Raw genomic sequence first — 17,224 nt, 5'->3', positions numbered from 1 at the left:
AGGGCCAAATCGACAGGATACAGCGCCTGAAATGTAAAATCGCCCGCCAAGTGAGGCGGGCGTTCTATTGATTTCAACCTGTAGCGGTACGCAAGTTTCCTAGGAAACCGACCACACCGAACGCTGGAATTGTCTAGCGACGAATGCCGAGGCGTTTGATTAGGTCTTGGTAGCGTGCTTCGTCTTTGCCTTTGGTGTAATCCAAAAGCTTACGACGCAGAGCAACCATTTTCAAAAGACCACGACGACCGTGGTTGTCTTTTTTGTGGGTTTTGAAGTGCTCGGTCAGCGTGGTGATGCGTGACGTCAGGATTGCAACTTGAACCTCAGGCGAACCGGTGTCGCCCTCTTTCGTTGCGTATTCTTTCATAAGGCTCGCTTTGAGCTCTGGAGTAATCGACATCGGGGTCTCCTTTGTAAGTTAGTGTGGATGGCGCAGGCCGGGATGTCGTCCAGCAGGGCCCATGGAGTGCACCGCAAACCTATTGCGGATGGGCGCGTATAGGGCGAATGCGCGCGAAAGGGAAGCCCGAATCTTTGCAGCATGCCAAGGCGGGTATTCCTGTCGGGGTCATGCTGGAATCGTGCGATTTTGCCCAAAAATATGACATAAAATCAAGCCCATGATCATTCTGTCTCGCTTTCGGAAACAATGAGGGGAGTGTGGCAAAAGTTTGTTCTAAATGAGGCGATTTATCTGGCAGCCCCCTCAAATCTTAACATATGATTAACAAAGTTTGTTTTGTAACCGTCCTCAGGGGGAATGAATACGATGTTCGGAGTAGTAGGTCTATTAGCACTTGTTGGTTTGCTTGGCGTGATTTTTGATTCTGACAGCGATGATGTTGCACCGGTTGATCCCGTAGACCCCAACGATCTTGTCGGCACCAACGGTGACGATGTGCTGACCGGCACCATGGATATCGACATCATGGAAGGCCACGCCGGAAATGATGTGATCTCTGGCCTTGCGGGTGACGACACAATTGCAGCTGGACGCGGCGATGACACCGTGCTTGGCGGCGACGGAAACGACGACCTTCGCGGCAGTTTTGGTAACGACGACATAGCGGGTGAAGACGGCGACGACAAAATCAATGGTGGCGATGGCGACGACCGGATTGCGGGCGGCGCAGGCGACGACATTCTCGCGGGTGTAGACGGCGCAGACACTATTATGGGTGGCGCAGGTGATGACACTATCCGCGGCGGCGCGGGTGATGACCTGATTTCTGGCGGTGACGACAATGATGCAATCGACGGTGGCAGCGGGCAAGATCGCTTGGCTGGTGACGCAGGTGATGATGTCATTGAGGGTAAAGCGGGCGACGACTCAATCTTGGGTGGTGCAGGAAATGATACTCTTGCCGGTGGTACAGGCAACGACTTCCTAGCTGGCGGCGACGGCAACGACATCGTCGGTGGCGGGGTTGGCAATGACGAGTTGGGCGGTGGCTTGGGCGTAGACACGCTGCGCGGCGGCCAAGGTGACGACGTCGTCGTCGGCACCGCCTTCTCGCTTACCACTGGCGACGAAGAGGATGACGGCGATCAACTGTTCGGTAACGAAGGCGATGACTTCATATATATTGGCAATAGTGACGTCGCCACTGGTGGAGACGGCGCTGACACGTTCGCCACGGGGACCTTCATCAATGCCGGAACGGCTGGGGTCGTGACAGACTTCGATCCTGACGAAGACACTATCGAGTTGCGATATAGTAGCGCCGCAGCCGCCGCGCCTGTCGTTGCTATTGTCACCAATGCAGACGGCTCGGCAGACATCACTCTTGACGGCGAAGTGGTCCTCAAGGTCACGACACCCGGAGATTTGGTGGTTACAGATATCGAACTGGTTGCTTCCCTGAACCTGACGGCACCAGTTGCGGCTTAACCCGCCAACTACTCAGTCCGACCCGAAAAAGGCCCCGAAGCAGTCGAGTACCGCTTCGGGGTTTTCTTCCATTACGAAATGCCCGCTGACGCAAGATTGCGCACTCACCTGATCTGCCCAGTTGCTCCAAAGCCCTTCGGGGTTGCCGGTCTGCCCCGGAAAACCACCCTCGGCCCACAAGAAGCGCAGTGGTGCCGCGATTTTCTTCCCATTCACACGGTCTGCCTCATCCAGCTGCCTGTCAAACGTCGCACCTGCCCGGTAGTCAGCACACATGGCATGAATGCGGGCGGGATCCAGTGCCTGCGCGCGATAGCTGTCCAGCGCGGGTTTCGGAAAGATGTCCAACGACTTTGCGTTGACCCAGCTTTTTAAGGTGTGGTCGATATAGGATACGGGGTCCGCGTTAATCATGCTCTCGGGCAGCGGATGCGGCTGCGCCAGAAACGTCCAGTGATACGCCTTATAGGCAAGCTCGGCATTCCAAGACCGCCAGAAATCACCAGTGGGCACGATCTCGATAATGCCAAGTCGATCCAGCCGGTCAGGGTGATCCAACGCAAAGCGATACGCCACACGCCCGCCGCGGTCGTGACCCAGCACATGGGCGCGGTCGTGCCCCAAGTAATCGAGCACACCAATCAGGTCCAGTGCCATCTGCCGTTTGGAATATGTCGAATGGTCCGCGCTGATATCTTCAGGCGCGTCACTGTCCCCGTAGCCACGCAGGTCCGGCACGATACAGGTGAAGTCCTTGGCGAAATGCGGGGCAATGTTCAGCCAGCACATATGGTTTTGCGGGTAGCCGTGCAGCAGCATCAAAGCCGGACCATTGCCCGCAACATGCACGGATATATTAACCCCGCCGACGTTGATGGTGTGGCGGGTAAATCCCGGTAGGTTCGATGCGGTCATGATGCTCTCCGATATTGCGCCCTCATAGGAGCGCGAAGCGAAGGAGCGATCAAGTCGGTTAATCCCAAAGCTCCGGCTGCTTGACGTAGGCAATATAGAGCGGATGCTTGGGGTGGCCGGCTTTGCTCAGCCCCAGATGGTACAGCGGCTTGCCCGTCGCGCGCATCAGCGCTTCGACCTGTGGGCCGCGCTGCAAATGCGCCCCGTGGGTGCCCCACGCAGCGACCACCGTGTCTGCCCAAGTGCAAGCGTCAGTAATGGTTGCATCATTCGCAGCCCCAATCGGCTCGGCGGCTTTTTTCATCTTGAACGGGTCCGTGTCGCGCCACGCAAAAATGTTGCACACACGAAACGCCCCGAACCCCAAGGCGCGCGCGCGGCGCTCGCAGCGCTCGACGGTCGGGTCGTTCTGCACTTCCGTCGCAGTGGAGGGGTTCAACATGACGAAAGAGACCTTACGGCCCTGCGCATCCCAAACGCGCGACAGCATATAGCGGTAGCGTTCGCAGTTCGAATAGACCGCCGTCGAGGCCGCGTCGTCCTTCATATGTGTGCGGGTAATCATGGGCTGGGTTGTGCCAGCCCATGACGCTTGGTTCAAGCCTCTGCTTTATCCGCAAACGGGCCGCGCTCGATCACGTAGACGGCGACCAGCGCATAGACAATGTGTCCCCAGAAGGCGACCCAAGTGATGCCCGTGAAGCCTAGGAACGGAGGGTTGCCAGCGATCAGGTGGGCCACGAAATACAGCGCGAAGATCCAAAGCCCGATGCCGTAAGCCGTCGCGGTAATCGCCCAGTGCAGGCGTGGGATGATCTTTTGTTGAATAGGGCGCGCCACCAGCAAGTAGCCCAGCGAGTAGACGAACATGCCCGTCAGAATGTGCAGGATATCCCCCGCACCCTTTGGGATGCTCCCGAAGACGGTTTTAAGTGTCGCTGTGGCAAGGCCCACAGGCGCCAGCTTGGCGAACCCGAAGGCAGGGGACAGCCCCTGCCCGAAAAGATCGAACGCGACGGTGCTAAGGGCGCCCGCAAGAAGGATAGTCCAGATTTGACGTTGCATGATGTGCTCCAGAATTACGTGTTGGGGCCATCTTGTCTGCGATGTGCGCTTTCGAACAGATACCTCACGCGATTGCGTGGTCTGCGCGATGATGCGGCGTGGTTTGTTACAATTCGGTGGGTTTTCATGAAACAAACCCCCACATCTGCGTGAGGCAGCGGTCGAACGGGTCGAGATTGTTACAGGTTACCAACCACGAAAACCCGCGAAGGGTGCAACTCGCCCGCTTTATAGCGGCCCACGGCGACCGCTTGACCGTTCAGCGAGGCCCAAGCTTCGTCGCCATATTGCACGCCAGACCCGATCACCATGCCCGGATTGCCATTGCGCAGTTTCACCGCACCACTTTCGGTGGTGGGTAGTTCCGGCAGGTCAACTAGGCCGATTTCGAGCGGTCCAAGAAATTCCATAATCGCGTCGGTTTTGGCGACAGCTTCCAGCTCTTCCAGCGTCACGCCGTCTTCAACGTCAAACGGCCCCGACCAAATCCGGCGCAATTCGCGAACGTGACCAAAGCAACCCAACGCTTCGCCCAAGTCGCGCGCGATGGAGCGCACGTAGCCGCCCTTGCCACACACCATCTCTAGCGTGACGTGATCTTCGTCGGGGCGCTCGATAAAGGTCAGGGACTCTACAAACAGCGGACGCGCAGCGATTTCGACGTCTTCGCCATCGCGGGCCAGCTTGTACGCGCGCTGCCCGTCAATTTTCACAGCAGAAAACTGCGGCGGAACCTGCATGATGTCGCCCGTAAACGCGGGTAGGGCGGCGATGATCTCATCATCGGACGGGCGGGCATCGCTTTCAGACACGACTTCGCCTTCCGCGTCATCGGTGTTGGTGGCCCGTCCAAGTCGCACAGTAAAACGGTAGGCTTTCATGGCGTCCGTCACGAACGGCACCGTCTTGGTCGCTTCCCCAAGGGCAATCGCCAAAACGCCAGTCGCATCAGGATCAAGCGTGCCAGCGTGGCCCGCTTTCTTGGCGTCAAACGCCCAGCGCACCTTGCTCACCACGGCGGTGGAAGTGATCCCGGCAGGTTTGTCGATGACAACCCAACCCGAAATGTCGCGGCCTTTTTTGCGGCGTCCCATGATGTGCTCCTGTGCTCAACGATCGGGTGCTATTGCGGGTCGTGCGGGGCGTCAATCCCTAGCTTATTGCGACGGCAGAACCTGCCCGATAATCGGCCCCATCCGCGCACCGGCGTCGGACCGGCCCAGCTTGGCGGAATACAGGCGCGACACGGTTCCATCGAGGAACAGCGCATTCGGGCTGTCCAGCACGTCACGGTACAGCGTCGCCATGTCATGGAAGCGCACGAAGCCGTTCGAGACCACAAAATGCGACCGCCCTTGCTTGTCCACGCCAACGCCATTGCGCCGCTTCTTGGAGGTGCTGTCGGGGGTAAACTTGGGGTGCAACTTGCCTTCAATCACCAGCATCGGCCCCGATTGGGTCGCAATGCGGCAGTCAGGGGGATTGGCCGCAAAAGCACGGCTCTCGATTACCTGCGCCGTTTGGCCCGCGACGCAAAACACCCCGTTCGGCAGCAGGGCAAAGTTGCCCGGCCCCTCGCGGGTCACAATGCGCGCTTGTTCTTTGAAGTCGGCAATGAACAGCCCAACAGCGCGACGGTCTTCATGGTACATCCCGCCATTCATCGCGAAGGTCAGCGTTTGGCCTTGCTCTGCCAATTGCTCTTGCAGGGCAAAAAACTCGCCGATGACAAACCCGTCGTTGTCATTCAGCCAAAGGTTGATCGTGTCAGGGTTTTCAACGGTGCACACCGTATAGCTGTCGCCCAGATGCGTCAGGTCGCGACACCCGTCCGCCAAAGCGGGGCCTGCAAGGAGGCACGCCAGCAGGGCGTATTTAATCCTCGCCAGCATCGTCACCCGCAGCCAAGTCGCGGCGCACGCCTTCTTGGGCGAACAACCGGTTGGTCTCGTCCATGCGGTCGAATGTGTCGTCGATCAGGAACCGGATGTCGGGCGAATGCTTCACCGACATCTGCTTCGTGATCGCATGCCGGATTTCCCCTTTGTTGCGGGCAAGGGCCGCAATCGCCTCTTCTTGGTTCTTACCGCCCAAGGGCAGCACGAACGCCGTCGCAATGCGCAAATCAGGCGTCACACGCACCTCGCTCACGGTGATCGACATGCGGTTCAGGTCCGGATCGTGGATTTCTCCACGGCTCAGGATCTCCGACAAGGTGCGGCGGATAAGCTCGCCCACACGAAGTTGCCGTTGCGATGGGCCTGCGCCCGCGAATTTTGATTTCTTGGCCATACGCCCGCACTTAAGCCCCTTGCCAGCCCCTTGCAACAGGTCCTACACCGTTCGGGCTATAGTATATGAGGGTTTTTCAATGACTGGCATCGTGATTACAGGCGCATCCGGCCGTATGGGGCAAATGCTGATTAAGGTCGTTGAGGCGTCGGACCACGCCCATCTTGTCGGCGTGACCGAGCGCGAAGGCCACCCGTGGGTTGGCCAAGATCTGGGCGTCGCCATGGGTCAGTCCGAGATGGGCGTGCCCGTGGTGTCCGACGCCATCGAGGTCGTCAAAGACGCGCAAGCCATCATTGATTTCACTTCCCCTGCCGCCTCCGTCGCTATGGCAGAGCTGGCCGCACAAGCCCGCGCGGTACATGTGATTGGGACTACCGGGCTTAGCGACGGTGATCTCGCCAAGATCAAAGCCGCCGCCCGCCACGCGCCGATTGTGCGGGCGGGCAACATGAGCCTTGGGGTGAACCTTTTGGTGCAACTGACCAAGAAGGTCGCCGCCGCCTTGGACGAGGATTACGATATCGAAGTGGTCGAGGCCCATCACCGCCACAAGGTCGACGCGCCGTCTGGCACCGCCCTGATGCTGGGCGAGGCCGCCGCCGAGGGGCGCGGTGTTGACTTGAACGACGTCAAAGACAGTGGCCGTGATGGCATCACAGGCGCACGCAAACGCGGCGACATCGGCTTTGCGGCCATCCGTGGTGGGGATGTGGTCGGAGAGCACGACGTTATCTTCGCCGCCGACGGCGAACGCATCGTCTTGCGCCACCTAGCAACCGACCGCGCGGTGTTTGCGCGCGGTGCACTCAAGGCAGCGCTCTGGGGGCAGGGCAAAGGTCCGGGCGAATACGATATGCTGGATGTGCTGGGGCTTTAGATGAGAAACGAATTGCAAATCGGCGGTTTTTCCCATTTTTTCAGATTGGGGCTGTCGCAAAGATTGGTGTCATTCGCGCGACTTCCAACGCTACTTGGCGCACTCACATTGGCCGCCTTTACCATTCCTGGGTATGCGCACGATATTTTTGGCCTAGAACTTCGCAAACTTCCAAACTTCACTTGGAAGACCCAAGCTAGATTAAAAGTAGCCTATTGGAACGCACCGGACAGTTTTAGACCGGAGTTTCTTGCTGCTGACTCTGCACAATTGTTAGACGACATCGCTCAACCAGTTGCTCTATCAGAGGCAGATTTGGCAATAATTTTTCTGAAATCGCAGGCGGATTTTCGGAAGCTTCCAATCTACGATGAGATTGAAAACCTAGAAGCCGTAATTCTGACCGATCCTAGAGCCGTTGCTAAAACGTTTGACCTATCTGCACAATTTGATGGACCAACCCGACCGCTTAGGCTGTTTCTCTATTTTTTCGATCGCGATGCGGATGAAGTAGGCTTTCCCGTAAGTGATACTTGTTTTGCGACGCATATCTATGGCTTGGCGGTATTTGATGAGTCGAAAGATGTGTTGGCGAGGATGTTGAGTGACTGCAATGAATAGATTTTGGTCACTATGGGTAGCACTTTAGGCCCAGTTGTGGATGCGACGCCTGGGAATGGAATGAATGACTTAGTAGGACTCAATACGTCCCCCCTAAAAATCGACCGCAATCCCCTTACGTTCCCAATCGCCGTAGCGCACAGGCTCTGGCCCGTCGCGACCGCCTAGCTCAATTGGCAATTCCAGATCACTCTTGGCCTTCTTACGGGCGGCGGCCACTCTCACTTCGTACTTTTCTCAGGACCCTTTTGAAAGCGCGACCGCAATTGCCAACCAGAAACCGGACCGCAACACCATCGCGCCAATTGTGCGCCATTCAAACGGGGTGCCGGTAATGGCCAAGACGATAAAAATTGCGAACACCAACAGAGTGCTAAGTCCAATAAGCCAAGCAATTCGCAGCGCAACTGGTGCAAACTGAAAGAGCGTAACCGCGCCTATCACGTAAGCGAACCCAGCTAGAAAATTGAACCATAGGACTAGGGGAACTGCGTCGCCCACCGCAGCTTTGCTGGCAGCACTCCCAAACAGGGCAGTACCGCCAGAGTAGATTGTCAGTAGGCCGAAAACTGCGGCGACAACCGCCACAGGGCGCACCCAACGTGGAGACTGGGACATCGCTCAACTCCTTTGCATTAGAAAGGTTGTCGTAACGAAACCAGCATAGTCGGTCTTGGGAGTGACACCTTGACCGAAGTCAATGAAGCACGTTGCTTAAGGGTTAGTTGAAGCGCGCAGACAGGTCGGTGAGGGTTTGATGCTGCGTTCGCCGTCAAAAATCGACCGCAATCCCCTTACGTTCCCAATCGCCATAGCGCACAGGCTCTGGCCCGTCGCGACCGCCTAGCTCGTTTGGTAACTCCAGATCACCCTTGGCTTGTCTGCGCGCAGCGGCCTCTTCCAATGCGCGAAGGGCCTCTGGGGGCAGGTCTTGTTTGTCTGTCATGTCCCACGTCCTTGTTCCGGTCCTGCACTTGATATACGGCCCATGGGCAAGGAGACAAGTATGACGCAAGACCACACCTCGCCCTCTTCCGGACTTCATGCCCGCCGTGCAGCGGTTCAACTGCTTCGGGGCGTACTGGAGGAAAAAGAACAGCTTTCCGTTCTGCTGGGCAGTGGTGTTCTGGACCGTCTGGAACCCGCTGATCGCGCCCGCGCACAACGTTTAGCGACGACGACCTTGCGGGAGTTGGGGCGGGCCGATGTGGTGATCTCGCAATTCGTCGAGAAGATGCCGCCCGAAGTGGCGTTGAATATCCTGCGTTTGGCGGTGGTGGAGCTGTGCGTCGAGGGCGAAGCCCCGCACGGTGTCGTGGACAGTGCGGTGAACCTGATGAAGCGCTCCGGCCGCTCGCCTCGCATGGCGGGACTGGCGAACGCTGTGTTGCGTAAAGTTGCGACTGAGGGTCCGCAGATGTGGGCGGATATTCCCGCCTCCCCGATGCCGAAATGGCTGCGCCCGCGCGTGGTGCATTTGTTCGATGAGGCGACTGTGCAGGCAATTGAAGCCGCGCATCTCGCTGGGGCACCTTTGGATATTACCCTACGCGACGAGGAGAAGGCCGAGCATTGGGCCGAGCAGTTGGGCGCTGAGCTGCTGCCGACTGGGTCCTTGCGCATTGATCGCTCGGTCCAAGTGACGGAGCTTCCGGGCTTTGCAGAGGGTGCTTGGTGGATTCAGGATGCCGCCGCGGCCATTGCTGCACGTATGCTGAATGCCCAAAAGGGCGAGGCTGTATTGGACATGTGCGCCGCGCCCGGTGGCAAAACGATGCAACTGGCGGCGACCGGTGCCGATGTGACTGCGCTGGATATTTCAGCCGACCGGATGGCGTGGGTGGAAGAGAACCTGCAACGCACCGGACTGACTGCCAAGCTGATGATCGAGGACGCGCTGAACGCTCCTGACGATGTGCTTTATGACGCGATCCTTTTGGACGCGCCGTGCTCGGCCACCGGCACCATCCGCCGTCATCCTGATTTGCCCTATGCCAAGGACGGCACGCAGCTGAACGAGCTGTTCGCGCTGCAAGCGGATATGATCGACACGGCGGTGAGCCTGTTGAAGCCCGGTGGGCGCTTGGTCTTTTGCACCTGCTCCTTGCTGTTTGACGAGGGCGAGCGTCAGGCCAAAACCGCGATGGCACGGCATGGTTTGACCGAGATCGAGCCGGACCTGAAAGGCATTGAGCCCGAATGGGGCAGCCGCGTTGGCGGGTTGCGTTTGTCCCCCAGCTACTGGGCGGACCGTGGCGGAATGGACGGCTTTTTCATGATTGCGCTGCGCAAGCCTGAATAATCGGTGACAGGCCCGCCTTGCCCGCGTAGAAACGTGGCAAAAGAAGCAGGCGAAAAGTCGGTGATATGAGCATTGAGGCCAAAGTCGCGCCATCCATCGGGGTGGAGCGCAGCATAACGTTTATGGACAAGGTGCATGCACGGCTGAGCGCCATGCGGGCGCAGGCGACGGGCTTTGTCTCGCAACCTGAGCCTCGCACGATTGGATCGTTTGCCAAGGGCAAACAGCTTGCCGCCGGAAATTTCCAGTTTGGCGGCCATTTGGTGCAGGCGGAAGGGCGGTCCCTTTGGGAAATCACGCCGCCGGATGCCATGTATGAGGCGGAACTCAACGGCTTCACCTGGCTCGACGATCTTGCCTCGGTCGGGGACCGCAAGTCGCGGTTGATGGCGCAGGCTTGGATGCATGAGTGGATTGAACGGTTTGGTCGTGGTCGCGGGTTAGGGTGGTCGCCGGATCTGACGGGACGCAGGCTGATCCGCTGGATCAACCACGCGCTGTTTCTGATGAACGGCCAGGCGCCTGAGACCAATGACCTGTACTACAAATCGCTGGCGCACCAGACGGCCTATCTCGGGCGGCGCTGGGCCGTCGCATCGCGCGGTCTGCCGCGTTTTGAGGCGTTGACGGGGCTACTATATGCATCGCTCAGCCTTGGCGGCATGGAACGATATGCGGCGCCGTCAACCAACGCGCTTGCGCGTGAATGTGCGGATCAGATTGATGCCGAAGGCGGAATCCCAACGCGAAATCCAGAAGAATTGCTGGAGGTTTTTACCCTGCTGACATGGGCAGCGGCGGCTTTGACCGAGGCAGAGCGCACGCCATTGCCTGCCCATTTGGATGCTATTGAGAGGATTGCGCCCACCCTGCGCGCATTGCGTCATGCGGATGGAGGTTTGGCCCGATTTAATGGCGGTGGTCGCGGTCTGGAAGGCCGATTGGACCATGCCTTGGCCAATTCCGGTGTGAAGGCGGCCCATTTGGAAGGGTTGGCCATGGGCTACGCGCGGCTGTCAGGTGGACGCACCACAATGATCGCTGATGTCAGCACACCGCCTGCCCGAAATGCCTCACGCGCGGCACATGCCAGTAGTTTGGCATTCGAGCTAACGTCTGGCCGTCGCGCATTGATTGTGAATTGCGGATCCGGTGCGCCGTTCGGTGCCGAATGGCGCAGGGCGGGGCGTGCGACGCCGTCGCACTCGACGCTGTCCATTGACGGGGTTTCTTCCGCTAAACTGACTGTGCATCCACAAGGTGAATTCCTGACGTCCGGCCCCACGAAGGTAACAGAGCAACGCACGGTGACCGACAACGCGTCTGAAATCATCTCAAGCCACAATAGCTATTGCACGGAATATGGCCTGACCCACGTTCGTAAAATGGAGGTTAGCTTCGACGGCGGGCGGATCACTGGCGAGGATACGTTGGCTGCCTTGTCCGACCCCGACCGTGTTCGGTTCGACGCACATATGGACAAAATCTCACTTCAGGGCGTGCCGTATTCGGTCCGGTTCCATTTGCATCCAGAGGTCGACGCCTCTCTGGACATGGGCGGAACCGCAGTATCATTAGCCCTCAAAAGCGGTGAAGTTTGGGTGTTCAGGCCGTCATTCGCAGCGAAAATGACGATTGAACCCAGTGTTTACCTCGAAAAAGGGCGATTAAAGCCACGTGCGTCCAAACAGATCGTTTTATCCTCGCGCGTGATGGAGTATGCGAGCCAAGTCAGTTGGTCTTTGGCTAAAGCGCAGGACACTCCGTCTTACTTGCGCGATGTGGACGAGGACCTTGAGCTGGCGCTGAACTGACCTCTGCTGCTTGAGCTTTAAGGACTGCTATGACCGATCTCGTACCCGTGCGCCGCGCGCTGCTTTCTGTATCCGACAAATCCGGCCTGATTGATTTTGCCCGCGCCTTGGCAGGTCACGGTGTTGAGTTGCTTTCGACAGGCGGCACTGCCGCCGCGATCCGTGACGCTGGTTTGGACGTGAAAGATGTGTCCGAGGTGACAGGCTTCCCTGAGATGATGGATGGTCGCGTGAAAACGCTGCATCCAATTGTGCATGGTGGCCTGCTGGCGTTGCGCGATGATGAAGGTCATGTGGGTTCAATGAATGAACACGGCATCGGCGCGATCGATCTGCTGGTGGTGAACCTCTATCCGTTCGAGGAAACCGTCGCCAAAGGCGCGGATTACGCGACCTGCATCGAGAATATCGACATTGGCGGGCCTGCAATGCTGCGCTCTGCCGCGAAGAACCACCAGTTTGTGAATGTGGTGACTGATGTGCAGGATTACGAAGCGGTGCTGTCCGAGATGGGCGCTAATGAAGGCGCGACATCTTACGCCTTTCGCCAGCGGCTCGCGCTGACCGCGTATTCGCGCACGGCGGCCTATGACACTGCGGTCTCCGGCTGGATGGCTGGTGCATTGGGCGAGACGCCCCGCCGCAAGTCGTTTGCGGGTACACTGGCCCAAACCTTGCGCTATGGCGAAAACCCGCATCAGCAGGCGGCGTTTTACACGGATGGCTCTGCCCGTCCGGGTGTTGCAACCGCCCAGCAGCACCAAGGCAAGGAGCTGTCTTACAACAACATCAACGACACGGACGCCGCGTTCGAGCTGGTCGCCGAGTTTGACCCCAAGGATGGCCCAGCCGTAGCGATCATCAAGCACGCCAACCCATGTGGCGTGGCGCGTGGTGCAACCGTGGCTGAGGCTTACCAAAAGGCGTTTGAGTGCGATCAGACATCAGCGTTTGGCGGTATCATCGCGGTGAACCAACCGCTGGATGGGGCGACCGCTGATGCAATCAGCGGCATCTTTACCGAGGTGGTGATTGCCCCCGGTGCGGACGACGACGCCCGCGCGATTTTTGCCAAGAAGAAGAACCTGCGTTTGCTGACAACAGACGGTTTGCCCGATCCCGTGGCCGCTGCGCTAACCGTGCGCCAAGTGTCAGGTGGGTTGCTGGTTCAAGACAAAGATAATGGCCGGATCAGGTCGGGCGATCTGAAGGTGATGACCAAGCGCGCACCGACCGAGCAGGAACTCGCCGATATGCTGTTCGCGTGGCGCGTGGCAAAACATGTGAAGTCTAATGCTATCGTTTATGTCAAGGATGGTGCGACGGTCGGCATCGGTGCTGGGCAAATGAGCCGGGTCGACAGCTCCCGCATCGCGGCGCGCAAGGCGCAAGACGTGGCGGAGCTGTTGAAGCTGACTGAGCCGCGCACGATTGGCTCCGCAGTGGCCTCCGATGCGTTCTTCCCGTTTGCTGACGGTTTGCAGACCGCTGCTGAAGCGGGTGCGACTGCGTTGATCCAGCCCGGCGGCTCCATGCGTGACGATGAAGTGATTGCCGCTGCCGACGAGTTGGGTTTGGCTATGGTCTTCACCGGCATGCGCCATTTCAGGCATTAATCATGAGAGTTATGCTTCTTTCTGCACTGGCCGTTTTCGGGGTCGATCAACTGTCCAAGTGGGCGGTGGTTCACAAAATGAACCTGATCGAAATACGCTCGATTGATGTGCTTCCCCCGTTGCTGAATTTCCGCATGGGATGGAATACCGGAATTAACTTTGGCCTGCTTTCGGATAGCCCTGAGATCATGCGCTATGTGCTGATTGGATTGGCGATAATAGTGTCGGGCTTCCTGCTTTGGTGGGGTAACCGCAACCTTGGCCGGACGATTACGCGTCTTGGAGCGGGGGCCATAATTGGCGGTGCGTTGGCAAACGCGCTGGATCGTGTGATTTACGGCGCAGTCGCGGATTTTCTGAACATGTCGTGCTGTGGTATTAGCAACCCGTACACTTTCAACATAGCTGACATCTTCATTTTTGCGGGTGCCTTCGCATTGATTGCATTCGACGACACCAAGGGCGAGCAACCGAAAGGGTGAAGAACCCTCGTGACGCCCGCGCCGGATTGGGTTAAAACACCCCAAAAGAAGAGCAGGAGTGGTCTTTCATGCAACGCAAAGCGATGATCCTTGTCGGGATGGTCAGCGCCGCTCTGGCGCTGTCGGCGTGTGACCGGAACAAACAACCCCAGTTGCTCAATGTGAAATCCAATCAGGAGGGAGGGCCGGACGAATTTGCGGTGCTGCCCAACAAGCCCCTTACGCTTCCGGACGATTATGCCGCCCTTCCGGTGCCGAACAAGGGCGGAACGAACCGCACTGACGTCACACCACTTGACGATGCTGTTGTGGCGCTAGGCGGCAACCCAAGTGCTGGCATAAGTGATGGTGGTCTGGTAAATTATGCGTCGCGCTACGGTGTCACGCCGAATATCCGCACCGCGCTGGCTACCGAAGATCTGGAGTTCCGCCGCAAGAACGATGGCCGTCTGCTGGAACGCCTGTTCAACGTGAACGTCTACTTCAAGGCTTACCGCAAGCAATCTCTGGATCAATATGCCGAGCTTGAGCGTTTACGCCGTCTTGGCGTCCGCACGAACTCAGCACCGCCCGAGGGCTACGAATAGTCAGGCCAGTCACAAGGCCGTGGCTTCGGTTGAATTCTCCGCAACTAATGTCATGTTCTCTACAAATGTGTTTTTGAAGGGATGCCTATGCGCCGCCTAATTGCCTGCTTGCTTGCTCCGGCCATGATGGCCTTTCCCGCCGTAGCGGCCGAGAAGATCACGACATTCACGCTAGACAATGGCCTTGAAGCCGTCGTTTTGGAAGATCACCGCGCGCCGGTCGTTGTGCATATGCTCTGGTACAAAGCTGGTGCCGCTGATGAAGCCCCGGGCGTCTCCGGCATCGCGCATTTTCTTGAACACTTGTTGTTCAAGGCCACGGACAAGCTGGAGGCTGGTGAGTTCTCCGCAGTGGTCGAGGCCAATGGCGGCTCGGACAACGCGTTCACCTCTTGGGACTACACCGCTTATTACCAGCGGATCGCGGCGGATCGCCTTGATTTGATGATGGGAATGGAGGCGGATCGGATGCGCAACATCCGGCTTACCGGCGAAGACGTGGAGACCGAGCGCAAGGTGATCCTTGAAGAGCGCGCACAGCGCACAGATAGCGATCCGGGCGCATTGTTCGGTGAGCAACGCAAGGCCGCACAGTATCTTAACCACCCGTATGGCCGCCCGATTATCGGCTGGCGTCACGAGGCATCCGAGCTAAGCCGCGACGATGCGCTCACTTTTTATCGCAAATATTATGCCCCGAACGCTGCCGTTTTGATCGTTGCAGGTGACGTTGATCCCGCCGAAGTCGAGGCGTTGGCCAAGAAGCACTATGGTCCACTTGAGCCTACCGTAGGCTTGGAGGCGCGTACGCGTCCCGAAGAACCCCCGCAACGTGCAGAGCGGCGCATTGTCTACGAAGACCCGCAAGCCGCGCAGCCTTATGTGATCCGCACCTATATCGCACCCGAGCGTGATGCAGGCGATCAAGAAACCGCGGCTGCATTGACCATGCTTGCCGAAATTCTTGGCGGGACGGGACAGACGTCGGTGCTGGGGCGTGCGTTGCAATTTGAAAGCAACAAGGCGGTGTATACATCCGCGTTCTACTCAGGGGTCAACTACGACGACACGACATTTGGAGTGTTCATCGTCCCTGCTCCCGGCGTGACCTTGCAAGAAGGCGAGGACGATATGGATGCGGTCATTGCCAAGTTCATGGAAGATGGCGTGGACCCAGAGCATTTAACCCGCGTGAAGTCACAAATTCGCGCCTCGTTGATCTATGGGCAAGACGACGTGGCCTCCCTTGGTCGCGAGTATGGTGCAGCTTTGACATCGGGTCTAACCGTTAAGGACGTGCAAGAATGGCCGGCTATTCTGGATGCTGTAACCGAGGAAGACATTATGGAAGCCGCGCGCTTGGTGTTTGATCGCAAGAAAGCGGTAACCGGCTGGTTCCGTAAGCCGATGACGCAGGAGGTGTCCCAATGATCCGTGTTGTTCTGGCGACTTGCTTTGCGCTGATCGCGCTGCCTGCGGCGGCGATTGATATCAAGGAAGTCACCTCTCCGGGTGGCATCAAGGCGTGGTTGGTCGAAGAGGCGTCTATCCCGTTCACGGCGCTGGAAATCCGCTTCAAAGGCGGCGCGTCGTTGGACGCCGATGGCAAACGCGGAGCGGCCTATTTGATGTCGGGTCTGCTGGATGAGGGTGCGGGCGATTTGACGTCGACCGAGTTTGCATTGGCCGCGGAAGAGCTGGCGTTGAAGTATGACTTCGACGCGTTCTCGGACGGCTTTTCGATCTCGGCGCAGTTTTTGTCCGAGAACCGCGATGCCTCGCTTGAGCTTTTACGCAAAGCGATCAATGAGCCGCGTTTTGATCAGGACGCGGTGGACCGTGTGCGCGGACAGGTATTGTCGATCATCGCAACCGATGACGAAGACCCCAACGATATCGCAGGGAAAACTTTCGCATCGCTGGCCTATGGCGACCACCCGTATGCCACCAAGATTGAAGGCACGGCTGAGTCCGTGAAAGCCCTGACCCGCGATGATTTGGTCGCGTCACACCAAGCCCTTTTGACCCGCGACCGCGTTTATGTTGGCGCGGTGGGGGACATCACCGCTGAAGAGCTTGGCGTTATCGTTGACCAACTGCTGGGTGCATTGCCTGCAAGCGGACCAGACCTGCCGTCTGCTGCCCCGTTTCTTCTGAGCGGTGGCGAAACCGTTGTTCCCTACGACACCCCGCAATCTGTGGCACGGTTTGGCCATGTAGGGATCGAGCGGACCGACCCGGACTTCTTTGCGGCATTCGTGATGAACCAGGTTCTGGGGTCGGGCGGCTTCGGGTCCCGGCTTATGGACGAGGTGCGCGAGAAGCGCGGACTTACCTATGGCGTCTATTCCTATCTGGCCCTGCGTGAACATGCGAACCTGATGATGGGGCAAGTGTCCTCGTCAAATGACAGCATTGCGGAGGCCATTTCGGTGATCCGTGATGAATGGGCGAAGATGGCCGAGAATGGCGTGACCGAGCAGGAGCTGGAAAAGGCGAAAACCTATCTGACAGGGGCCTATCCCCTGCGCTTTGACGGCAATGCGCGGATCGCGAATATCCTTGCTGCCATGCAGTTTGACCACTTGCCAATTGACTACATCGACACCCGGAATTCGAAGGTCGAGGCGGTGACGCTTGAGGACATCAAGCGGGTGTCCAAGAGGCTGCTGAAGCCCGAGGACTTGCATTTCGTCGTGGTCGGTCAACCGACCGGATTGGATGCGTCCAACTAGCCAAGTGTCATGGCCGAATCG

Annotated in this window: 19 protein-coding genes and 1 pseudogene; 10 read left to right on the top strand and 10 right to left on the bottom strand. The window is 58.1% G+C overall.

Going from position 1 to position 17,224, the window contains the following annotated elements:
* Positions 1-133: 133 nt before the first annotated feature.
* Positions 134-403 carry a 30S ribosomal protein S15 gene (rpsO, locus tag BCF46_RS10295; RefSeq protein WP_121023891.1) on the bottom strand — a complete coding sequence of 90 codons (270 nt, stop codon included), beginning with the start codon at positions 401-403 and terminating at the stop codon, positions 134-136.
* 369 nt (positions 404-772) lie between these two features.
* Between rpsO and BCF46_RS10290 the strand changes: the two genes are divergently transcribed.
* Positions 773-1,894, top strand: a complete 1,122-nt coding sequence (locus BCF46_RS10290) for a calcium-binding protein (protein ID WP_170157910.1) — start codon at positions 773-775, stop codon at positions 1,892-1,894.
* A gap of 12 nt (positions 1,895-1,906) precedes the next feature.
* Here BCF46_RS10290 and BCF46_RS10285 read toward each other — a convergent pair whose 3' ends face one another.
* The 6 genes from BCF46_RS10285 to rbfA form a co-directional block, all read right to left on the bottom strand.
* Positions 1,907-2,809, bottom strand: coding sequence for an alpha/beta hydrolase (locus BCF46_RS10285; protein WP_121023887.1), 903 nt, complete (start codon positions 2,807-2,809; stop codon positions 1,907-1,909).
* 58 nt (positions 2,810-2,867) lie between these two features.
* Positions 2,868-3,374, bottom strand: coding sequence for a DUF1643 domain-containing protein (locus tag BCF46_RS10280; protein WP_121023884.1), 507 nt, complete (start codon positions 3,372-3,374; stop codon positions 2,868-2,870).
* Positions 3,375-3,406: 32 nt separating this feature from the next.
* Entirely contained in the window at positions 3,407-3,874 is a 468-nt protein-coding gene (locus BCF46_RS10275) for a hypothetical protein (RefSeq protein WP_121023882.1), read from the bottom strand.
* A gap of 179 nt (positions 3,875-4,053) precedes the next feature.
* On the bottom strand, positions 4,054-4,968 hold the full coding sequence (gene truB, locus BCF46_RS10270; RefSeq protein ID WP_121023880.1) for a tRNA pseudouridine(55) synthase TruB: 915 nt from the start codon (positions 4,966-4,968) through the stop codon (positions 4,054-4,056).
* Positions 4,969-5,031: 63 nt separating this feature from the next.
* The gene (locus BCF46_RS10265) at positions 5,032-5,766 is read right to left on the bottom strand and encodes a phosphodiester glycosidase family protein (RefSeq protein ID WP_121023878.1); all 735 of its coding nucleotides are present in this window, start codon (positions 5,764-5,766) and stop codon (positions 5,032-5,034) included.
* On the bottom strand, positions 5,750-6,166 hold the full coding sequence (gene rbfA / locus BCF46_RS10260) for a 30S ribosome-binding factor RbfA (RefSeq protein WP_121023876.1): 417 nt from the start codon (positions 6,164-6,166) through the stop codon (positions 5,750-5,752). The genes BCF46_RS10265 and rbfA overlap by 17 nt, the downstream gene beginning before the upstream one ends.
* Before the next feature lie 79 nt (positions 6,167-6,245).
* Between rbfA and dapB the strand changes: the two genes are divergently transcribed.
* Positions 6,246-7,046, top strand: coding sequence for a 4-hydroxy-tetrahydrodipicolinate reductase (gene dapB / locus BCF46_RS10255; protein WP_121023873.1), 801 nt, complete (start codon positions 6,246-6,248; stop codon positions 7,044-7,046).
* On the top strand, positions 7,047-7,667 hold the full coding sequence (locus BCF46_RS10250) for a hypothetical protein (RefSeq protein WP_121023871.1): 621 nt from the start codon (positions 7,047-7,049) through the stop codon (positions 7,665-7,667).
* A gap of 93 nt (positions 7,668-7,760) precedes the next feature.
* On the opposite strand, the pseudogene BCF46_RS10245 reads toward BCF46_RS10250, so the two are convergent.
* The 3 genes and pseudogenes from BCF46_RS10245 to BCF46_RS10235 all read right to left on the bottom strand — a co-directional run.
* Positions 7,761-7,874, bottom strand: a pseudogene (locus BCF46_RS10245) (DUF1674 domain-containing protein); the annotation flags it as partial.
* 30 nt (positions 7,875-7,904) lie between these two features.
* Positions 7,905-8,285 (bottom strand): hypothetical protein, encoded by a 381-nt coding sequence (locus BCF46_RS10240; RefSeq protein ID WP_121023868.1) that lies wholly within the window; start codon positions 8,283-8,285, stop codon positions 7,905-7,907.
* A gap of 154 nt (positions 8,286-8,439) precedes the next feature.
* Positions 8,440-8,613, bottom strand: a complete 174-nt coding sequence (locus BCF46_RS10235) for a DUF1674 domain-containing protein (RefSeq protein ID WP_121023866.1) — start codon at positions 8,611-8,613, stop codon at positions 8,440-8,442.
* Between the two features lie 60 nt (positions 8,614-8,673).
* On the opposite strand from BCF46_RS10235, the gene BCF46_RS10230 reads away from it, so the two are divergent.
* The 7 genes from BCF46_RS10230 (at position 8,674) to BCF46_RS10200 (ending at position 17,203) form a co-directional block, all read left to right on the top strand.
* A complete protein-coding gene (locus tag BCF46_RS10230) occupies positions 8,674-9,969 on the top strand; it encodes an RsmB/NOP family class I SAM-dependent RNA methyltransferase (RefSeq protein WP_121023864.1) in 1,296 nt (431 codons plus the stop codon).
* A 65-nt stretch (positions 9,970-10,034) separates the two neighbouring features.
* Positions 10,035-11,783 (top strand): heparinase II/III family protein, encoded by a 1,749-nt coding sequence (locus BCF46_RS10225; protein WP_245989996.1) that lies wholly within the window; start codon positions 10,035-10,037, stop codon positions 11,781-11,783.
* 29 nt (positions 11,784-11,812) lie between these two features.
* A complete protein-coding gene (gene purH / locus BCF46_RS10220) occupies positions 11,813-13,399 on the top strand; it encodes a bifunctional phosphoribosylaminoimidazolecarboxamide formyltransferase/IMP cyclohydrolase (protein WP_121023862.1) in 1,587 nt (528 codons plus the stop codon).
* Between the two features lie 2 nt (positions 13,400-13,401).
* Positions 13,402-13,881 carry a signal peptidase II gene (lspA, locus tag BCF46_RS10215; RefSeq protein WP_121023860.1) on the top strand — a complete coding sequence of 160 codons (480 nt, stop codon included), beginning with the start codon at positions 13,402-13,404 and terminating at the stop codon, positions 13,879-13,881.
* 68 nt (positions 13,882-13,949) lie between these two features.
* Complete coding sequence (locus BCF46_RS10210; RefSeq protein ID WP_121023858.1) at positions 13,950-14,468, top strand: DUF3035 domain-containing protein; 519 nt, start codon at positions 13,950-13,952, stop codon at positions 14,466-14,468.
* Between the two features lie 81 nt (positions 14,469-14,549).
* The gene (locus tag BCF46_RS10205; RefSeq protein WP_425454418.1) at positions 14,550-15,899 is read left to right on the top strand and encodes a M16 family metallopeptidase; all 1,350 of its coding nucleotides are present in this window, start codon (positions 14,550-14,552) and stop codon (positions 15,897-15,899) included.
* Complete coding sequence (locus BCF46_RS10200) at positions 15,896-17,203, top strand: M16 family metallopeptidase (RefSeq protein ID WP_121023855.1); 1,308 nt, start codon at positions 15,896-15,898, stop codon at positions 17,201-17,203. Before BCF46_RS10205 ends, BCF46_RS10200 begins: the two co-directional genes overlap by 4 nt.
* The last annotated feature ends 21 nt before the right edge of the window (positions 17,204-17,224 follow it).

The organism is Litoreibacter meonggei (assembly GCF_003663885.1).
Classification (GTDB): Bacteria; Pseudomonadota; Alphaproteobacteria; order Rhodobacterales; family Rhodobacteraceae; genus Litoreibacter; species Litoreibacter meonggei.
Note: the sequence above shows the minus strand (reverse complement) of the source record. Positions and strands in the feature narration are given on the sequence as shown.

Coding starts and splice junctions, on each gene's coding strand:
- BCF46_RS10265 (WP_121023878.1), bottom strand. CDS start 5,766: ATGCTGGCGAGGATTAAATACGCCCTGCTGGCGTGCCTCCTTGCAGGC.
- purH (WP_121023862.1), top strand. CDS start 11,813: ATGACCGATCTCGTACCCGTGCGCCGCGCGCTGCTTTCTGTATCCGAC.
- dapB (WP_121023873.1), top strand. CDS start 6,246: ATGACTGGCATCGTGATTACAGGCGCATCCGGCCGTATGGGGCAAATG.
- BCF46_RS10285 (WP_121023887.1), bottom strand. CDS start 2,809: ATGACCGCATCGAACCTACCGGGATTTACCCGCCACACCATCAACGTC.
- BCF46_RS10280 (WP_121023884.1), bottom strand. CDS start 3,374: ATGATTACCCGCACACATATGAAGGACGACGCGGCCTCGACGGCGGTC.
- BCF46_RS10200 (WP_121023855.1), top strand. CDS start 15,896: ATGATCCGTGTTGTTCTGGCGACTTGCTTTGCGCTGATCGCGCTGCCT.
- truB (WP_121023880.1), bottom strand. CDS start 4,968: ATGGGACGCCGCAAAAAAGGCCGCGACATTTCGGGTTGGGTTGTCATC.
- BCF46_RS10230 (WP_121023864.1), top strand. CDS start 8,674: ATGACGCAAGACCACACCTCGCCCTCTTCCGGACTTCATGCCCGCCGT.
- BCF46_RS10290 (WP_170157910.1), top strand. CDS start 773: ATGTTCGGAGTAGTAGGTCTATTAGCACTTGTTGGTTTGCTTGGCGTG.
- rbfA (WP_121023876.1), bottom strand. CDS start 6,166: ATGGCCAAGAAATCAAAATTCGCGGGCGCAGGCCCATCGCAACGGCAA.
- BCF46_RS10240 (WP_121023868.1), bottom strand. CDS start 8,285: ATGTCCCAGTCTCCACGTTGGGTGCGCCCTGTGGCGGTTGTCGCCGCA.
- lspA (WP_121023860.1), top strand. CDS start 13,402: ATGAGAGTTATGCTTCTTTCTGCACTGGCCGTTTTCGGGGTCGATCAA.
- rpsO (WP_121023891.1), bottom strand. CDS start 403: ATGTCGATTACTCCAGAGCTCAAAGCGAGCCTTATGAAAGAATACGCA.
- BCF46_RS10210 (WP_121023858.1), top strand. CDS start 13,950: ATGCAACGCAAAGCGATGATCCTTGTCGGGATGGTCAGCGCCGCTCTG.
- BCF46_RS10235 (WP_121023866.1), bottom strand. CDS start 8,613: ATGACAGACAAACAAGACCTGCCCCCAGAGGCCCTTCGCGCATTGGAA.
- BCF46_RS10275 (WP_121023882.1), bottom strand. CDS start 3,874: ATGCAACGTCAAATCTGGACTATCCTTCTTGCGGGCGCCCTTAGCACC.
- BCF46_RS10205 (WP_425454418.1), top strand. CDS start 14,550: ATGCCTATGCGCCGCCTAATTGCCTGCTTGCTTGCTCCGGCCATGATG.
- BCF46_RS10225 (WP_245989996.1), top strand. CDS start 10,035: ATGAGCATTGAGGCCAAAGTCGCGCCATCCATCGGGGTGGAGCGCAGC.
- BCF46_RS10250 (WP_121023871.1), top strand. CDS start 7,047: ATGAGAAACGAATTGCAAATCGGCGGTTTTTCCCATTTTTTCAGATTG.